This is a genomic window from Clostridium sp. DFI.5.61 (genome assembly GCF_024462915.1).
GTDB lineage: Bacteria > Bacillota > Clostridia > Oscillospirales > Oscillospiraceae > Lawsonibacter > Lawsonibacter asaccharolyticus.
In genome coordinates, this window is record NZ_JANGBZ010000035.1 from 24458 (window position 1) to 31059 (window position 6602).

General features: G+C 49.6%; 6 protein-coding genes and 1 pseudogene. 3 read left to right on the forward strand and 4 right to left on the reverse strand.

The features are described from left to right. Positions 1–4: 4 nt before the first annotated feature. Positions 5–691: a Crp/Fnr family transcriptional regulator gene (locus tag NE584_RS13945; protein ID WP_108980598.1), complete on the reverse strand. Its 687-nt coding sequence runs from the start codon at positions 689–691 to the stop codon at positions 5–7. A gap of 163 nt (positions 692–854) precedes the next feature. Between NE584_RS13945 and NE584_RS13950 the strand changes: the two genes are divergently transcribed. Genes NE584_RS13950 through NE584_RS13960 form a run of 3 tightly spaced genes read left to right on the forward strand, consistent with a single transcriptional unit; the run spans position 855 to position 3534 of the window. Continuing rightward, a complete protein-coding gene (locus NE584_RS13950; protein WP_157954717.1) occupies positions 855–2240 on the forward strand; it encodes a sodium:solute symporter in 1386 nt (461 codons plus the stop codon). Between the two features lie 39 nt (positions 2241–2279). Continuing rightward, entirely contained in the window at positions 2280–2723 is a 444-nt protein-coding gene (locus tag NE584_RS13955; RefSeq protein ID WP_108980600.1) for a cytidine deaminase, read from the forward strand. A 4-nt stretch (positions 2724–2727) separates the two neighbouring features. Next, entirely contained in the window at positions 2728–3534 is an 807-nt protein-coding gene (locus NE584_RS13960; RefSeq protein WP_108980601.1) for a nucleoside phosphorylase, read from the forward strand. A 245-nt stretch (positions 3535–3779) separates the two neighbouring features. Here NE584_RS13960 and NE584_RS19900 read toward each other — a convergent pair. From NE584_RS19900 to NE584_RS13965, 3 genes and pseudogenes are all read right to left on the reverse strand, one after another. Then, positions 3780–4073: pseudogene (locus NE584_RS19900) on the reverse strand (IS30 family transposase); the annotation flags it as partial. A gap of 562 nt (positions 4074–4635) precedes the next feature. Then, on the reverse strand, positions 4636–4809 hold the full coding sequence (locus NE584_RS19905) for a helix-turn-helix domain-containing protein (protein WP_108980603.1): 174 nt from the start codon (positions 4807–4809) through the stop codon (positions 4636–4638). A gap of 281 nt (positions 4810–5090) precedes the next feature. Continuing rightward, positions 5091–5285, reverse strand: coding sequence for a hypothetical protein (locus tag NE584_RS13965; RefSeq protein ID WP_108980604.1), 195 nt, complete (start codon positions 5283–5285; stop codon positions 5091–5093). Between the last annotated feature and the right edge of the window lie 1317 nt (positions 5286–6602).

The following is a 6602-nucleotide window of genomic DNA, read 5'->3' on the forward strand; positions in this document are numbered from 1 at the left end:
CGTTTCAATACCGCTGTTCCAGCATAGTTCGTAGGCGCTGTACGTCCTTCGGCCAGATGAGAACCCGCTTCCGACCTATGGTGACCAATTTTTCCTCTTTCAGCCTCTTCAGAACTCGATTTACCGACCGCTCACTCATCCCGGAAAGAAAAGCCAGTTCAAAGTGGGAATAGTGCAGAGCCAGCATGCCGCCGTGCTCCGCCCGATCCGGCAGATAATCCAGTATGGTCTTAGTCAGGCGGTAGATGGCATCCTCATATTTTTCCGTGCCAAACCTGCCCGCCATTTTATACGCCTTTTGGGCGATGTGAGCTACCACATGATCCCGAAATAGCTTATCGCAGTCAAACCAGTATTGGAAAGACTCCAGATCCAGCTCCGCCAGTGTCACCGTGGTCTTGGCAATCACCGACGAGGCATACTGCTTCACCCCGGAAAAATACTCTATGTCTCCCAAAAGGGTCAAGCTGCGCTCATTGGTGTAGCCGAACTCTTTCCCATCGGAAAAGGAGTTGACCACGTGTATCTCTCCCTGAAGAAGGATATCGATCGCATTCAGATTGCTCCCCGCCAGCACTAAAACCGCCTTAGCTGGTACTGTCCTCAGGTGCATCTTCTTCCATACATAATCAGGTGGCTCAAAGCCAAAGGGACATAAGAACTGACGTATCGTCTGATTATCATGTTCCATCTCATACACCTCTTTTATAGACAGCGCTGTAGGCAGTGCTCTCTATTTCTTTTATGATAGCATAAATTAAAATTTTAACTATGACGCATGTCATAGTTTTTAAAAGTGTGTTTGTGTAAAATAAACATGCCGGCAAGAATTTTTGATGAAAGGAATGTTAAAAATGAGTGCATTAGACTGGTTGGTAATTCTTGCCTATCTCGCTGTAATGCTTTACATTGGCTATCATTCCATGAAAACAGTCAAGACGGACGAAGACTTTGTCCTCGCCGGACGGAACGTAGGCAACATCTATATTATTCTATCGCTCTTTGCCTCTTTCACTGGCCTGTCCGGTCTGTTCGGTACCCCCCAGTATGTATATGAATATGGAATTGCCGGTTGGTGGTGGTGGGCTACTTTCCCCATTGGTGTGTTTATTATGGGTATGACCATGGCAAAGCTGCTTCGTCGAAGAATGCACGTTACTCTTCCCGACGTAGTGGATGTGAACCACTCCTCCAAGGCTGTCCGTGTGGCTGCCTCCCTAGTGACCGTGTGGAATTATCTGGCTTGGACCGCCGGTCAAGTGGCGGGGATTGTCCTGGTCATCACCACCTTTACCGACCTGAACGGAACTGCCGCCGTGATTGTGGCCTATATCATTATTGTTCTCTTCACGCTGCTGGGCGGTTTCCGGGCGGTAGTGTATACCGATTCCCTGCAGGCAGTCCTCTTTCTTGTGGTCCTGGGCCTTGTTATCCCTGCGGTACTGCTGCTTCACTACGACGTGCCCGAGGCCCTGGCTCAAACCACTTCTATCGACGGATTTTACAAGCTTTTTGGCAGTGTGCCCGCCGGAACTATGATTACCTGGTGGCTCCTGGCTCCCGCCGGTTTTATTGATAACATGGCCTTGCAGCGGGTATTTGCGGCCAAGGACGAGAAATCCGCCAAGGGCAATATCACTGCCGCTTTCCTGCTGATGATTATCTTTGGCCTGATCCTTATGTTCATCGGTATTATGGCCAGATTTATTTTGCCTGCCGGCTCCGATCCTGCCAGCGCTATGCTCAATCTTTCCCAGCTGGTCCTGCCCAAGGGGATGCTGGGTTTGCTGGTGGCCGCCTTTGCCGGGGTGGCTGTTTCCACCGCCAGTTCTACCCTTCTGGTATGTTCCTCCACCCTGGAGCAGGATGTCTACTCCGTCCTGCGAAACACAGGAAAGGAAAAGCCGGCCTCTTCTTTACTGGTCAACCGGCTGTTTGTGGTGCTGGTAGGACTGATCGCCCTGGTACTGGCTCTGAAAGTACCCAGTGTCACCCAGATCCTGATGTATGGCTATTCCGTCTATGTCCCCGGTCTGCTTCTGCCCGTCATCGCCGGTTCTTTCCACTGGAAGCTTTCCGACCGCGCCATGTTGCTCACCATTGTCTCCGGCGTACTCACCGCTGTCATTCTCATTCTGATGGGGGAACCTTTCCCCGGCTCCCTGGGCGGCCTGATCGTCTCCGCCATTCCTTTCTGCATCGGACTTTGGAACGGCAGGCAGCGGGCGGAAGTCCACTGACCACACCGGTCGTCCCGATTAGTAGATAGGAGGATTTTTATGACCATCACTACATTTGACAAGCTCTCCCCACAGGACCAAAGCCTGGTTCGGCTGGCTATGCAGTACCGGGACAACGCATATACCCCCTACAGCCACCACCAGGTAGGGGCCAGCGTCCGTACAGCTTCCGGCACCTGCTACGGTGGGTGTAATGTAGAGGTTATCTCTCTCCAGACCACCTGCCACGCCGAGCGCAACGCCGTGATGAACATGGCCATCCACGGTGAACGGGTGATTGACACACTGGTATGCTACGGCCCCTATTCCGGCGTTCCCTGTGCTGAGTGCCGCCAGGTTATTTGGGAGTTTTGCGACAATAACCCAGATGTGCGCATCATCGGTGCCACCACAGAAGGGGAAATTGAATTGATGACCATTGGGGAAATATACCCCTATCCCTACGGCCCCGCTACAAAGGGCATTGACTGCAAGGAGTATTAATACTATGTCTCATCTGGAAACCGAATTTCCCCGCCCCAAAGCGGAGGAATATCACATTCAGCTCCATCCCGGCGATATGCCCAAAGGTGTGCTGCTTCCCGGCTCTCCTCAGCGGGTTGACCTGGTACTCGACGTGCTGGAGGAGGGAGCCTGTCTGAAATATAACCGAGAGTTCCGCTCCGCCCGTGGCCGATATCAGGGTACTGAAATTGGCTGTGTCTCCACTGGCATCGGTACTACCAGTGCAGAAATCTGTATCCACGAGCTGTGCAACATTGGGGTGGAAACCGCCATCCGCATCGGCACTACCGGCTCCATCAGCCCCCGCTTTGCCCCGGGAGACCTGATCATTCCAGTGGCTGCTATCCGGGCTGACGGTACCAGCGATTGTTATATCGATCGAAGCTTTCCTGCTGTGGCTAATCTGGACGTGGTAAATGCTCTGGGCGAAGCCTGCGAGCATCTGGGATTTCGTTACGGATATGGAATCATGTACAGCCCTTCCTCCCTGTATATCGGCCAGGGGCGAAAACTTAGCGAACAGGGCTATTGGCCCTCCTCCGCCCAGCACTTAATTGACGATCTGCGCCAAGCACGTGTGACCAACATCGATACAGACTCAGCCGGACAATTTGTGGTGGGATACCTCCACAATATGCGTATGGCCTCCATTCTCTCTGTCATTACAAACCGCCTAGACAACACCTGGTCCACGGATGACAGCAGCGAGCGTCGGGCCTGCCGTGCTGCCTGTGAGGCTCTGCACATCCTGCAGCAACGGGACCGGCATAAAAGTTCTTTCCGCCTGTAGTCAGCTGCATCTTCCCCGCCACATACAACAGTTGTGCGCTGAAGCATTTATTTGCTTTCGTTTTGCTCAGGCTAACGCTGAGAACCATCTAAAGCATTGAAGAAAAACTCGGCGGAGTAGAGCATTCCAACCTTTTCTAAACCACTTGTTGAGATTTGCAGCAGAATATTTAGCTTTCTAACAATGGTCGAGCATCTGTAAGACTGGCTATATAGAAGTCAAACCTAAAAAGGCAAGTTATCAAGTCAAGTGCAACAGCGTCGAGAAAAATATCTCAGCCGGGAACGACAGGCAAGGCATTTTCGAGGGCACAGATTTAACAGGAAAATGAAGCGGTCAATGGTATCCGGTAAAACAAGAGCGAAATCGGAACCTTTGGGCAGGAATTCACGGAGCAGGCCATTTGTATTTTCATTGGTGCCGCGTTGCCGTGGAGAGTGAGGGTCGGCAAAGTAAAACGGGACATTGCTGAGAGCATTAGAGACATCCTGATAGAGTGAGAACTCAGCCCCACAGTCAGGCGTGATGCTTTCACCGTGTTTGGAGGTAAACTGCCAAGCAGAACAGTCATAGTGTCACGGGCTGCCTGCGCTATTCCTCGGGGCAACTTGACGGCCAGGGTTAAACCTAGATTCCCGTCTACCAGAGATAAGAGACATGCTTCTCCGCGCTTGCCCACAGCGATATCCGACTCAAAATCTCCCAATTCGCTGCGGTCATTGGCTGCGAATGGGCGGTCATGTATCCGGCATCACAAAAATGGGGGCCTTGCCGGCGTTTATCCCACTTCTTACCTCGTTTTTCCCCTTGCGTCGAAGATGATAGGCGAGCGCCTGCTTTTTACTCCTGCTGATTGCCCGCTTGTTCCAGTCAAATACCCAGGCTTTGAGCGTGCGATAGATGGCCGCATAGCCGATCTGTACCTCTGCGGATTCCAACTTCAACCGGTTCGATAGTTGCTCAGGAGACCAATGGCCCTCTTGAATGAAGCGGCGAACATACTTCTGTTTTTCGGGATCACAAAGAATATGTTTCCGACCCTTTCATCTTTTTTCATAGTTCCTCTATGCCTGTGATGGGCTATATGGCTGCCGTACCTGCTTATTTTTTCAGTCCCCGACTGATCGTTGACACAGCACGCCCAAGTTCCTGGGCAATCTCACATAGCTTCGCCCCCAGTCCTCTTGTCAGGCATAGTTTTTCCCGTTCTTCTATGCTAAGATATCTATAGTGGCTCATGGCTGGGCCTCCTTCTTGGTTGTTCGCAAACACCATTTTGGGAGTTCTTCCGCCTTGAGTCACTTCTTTTTTTGCTGCACTTGTATCGTAAACTTAAGACTCACATCTTGGAGACAAAAATGTGGTTCTTCCCCTTCGCCAAAATGAGGTCAGGATCAAGGCGTAACCATTTCTTCAGCAGCTCCATATCGCTCAGAAGCTGCTCCTGCAAGGCAATGGTTGACGTTGCGATTACGACTGGATGAAAGGTTTTGGAATTGTAAAGCAAAATGGGCATCAGATAGGCAAAGCTTTTTCCTATCCCAACGCAGTCTCAATCACAACATAACGCCGCTTTTAATTGCGTCCAGCACGTCGAAAGCCATGTCCTGCGGCCCCTCTCGCTGCTGAATGCCGAGCCGGGGCGCGTCATCCCAGAAGAATTTTATGACGCTTTCGCTGATATATAATATCTTAGAGGCTAAATTCCTCTTTTTGTCTTCTGACGGATCAAATGCCGATATGTAGCTCAATTAGTATCCGACTCCTATCCCATATCTAACTTTTTAGATGATACAGATTGTTCTCGTAACATACGACCATCTTGCATTATTGCTTTTCTTAATAATAGTGCAGAATGAGGAAATGTCAATAAACAACTAGAAATGACCTGATCGAACTGGAGTTTCCAATGCGGCTGTAATAGAAGATTTTTGCTCTCTTCTTAGTTATTTCTATGGTCCTTGCCGACGGATTAAAAATGTTTTACCATCCTAATTTTACCACCGGTTCCCTGAAACAGGGGATCGGGCGGTGCTGTCAAATTCACAGGTTCTGCTTATCTGCTCCCCCATCATCAACATAAATAGCTACAACCCTGTTCCTCTCGAATACAGCAAAAGAACAATGACATGGTGCCGTAGTATCGTGCCGTTGTCTTTGCAGAATATGAAAAACTTCTTTATCAGGGTACGCCTTTTTGATCGCCTGCATTTCTTTTGGGCAAAAAGAATCACCAGCTTTGCTGGTAAGCTCCCTTCGTATGCTTTAGCAAAAAGCTGCGAGCGAAGCGAGTTGACAACTTACCAAGTGACAGTTATGAGGAAATTTGAAATAGAAGATAATATACCCGTTTGCGGGCGGCGGAGAGCAAGATGCAGGCGAAGGATATTCTATGCGTCTTGAGATGCCTGCCGGCGCCAGGCCCTTCCAGGGACTATTCAAGTCTCCGGCTTAGCCGGAGGTTTTGGCTCGCGTTTTACGCTTACGCTTGCCGAAACCTGCCTCAATTTGAGGTAGGATAATTTGAAGGCATCTATACAAAGCGGAAAGGGGAATAGAGGACTTTTTAATTTATATTGGGAAATACGCCGGAACTTAACCACCTGCCGTCGTAATGCAGAGTGGAGCCCCGAACAAAGGAAGATGAAACGGAGGAAAAACATGACTATACAGGGGATTGTCCAATATCAGGAGTCAATTTTTGAATCCTACTGCACAGCGTTAATCTAAAATGAGGGAAAAGACACAAGAGTAAGCCGCCCCAACACAATGTCAATCTCTCCATGCTGGCCCCCAACGAACAGGAGTGTACAAGAGCCCAGAGCACCGATGACATTGGCAGCGTGACGTTTATCGCACGTAAAATCATGTAAAAATGATATGAAACAATCGAAAATGCACATTAGAAAATAGAGGGTGGACATAGTATAATAAAAAAGAGAAAATATGAGAGGAAAATTATAGAAAATGACCAAAATGTGAAGGGGCAAACAAAAATATAAGGAGGTATCCGAGATGAAAAGAAAGATGCAGAGATTTGTGACTGTGTCCACTGCGGCGGCGCTGTC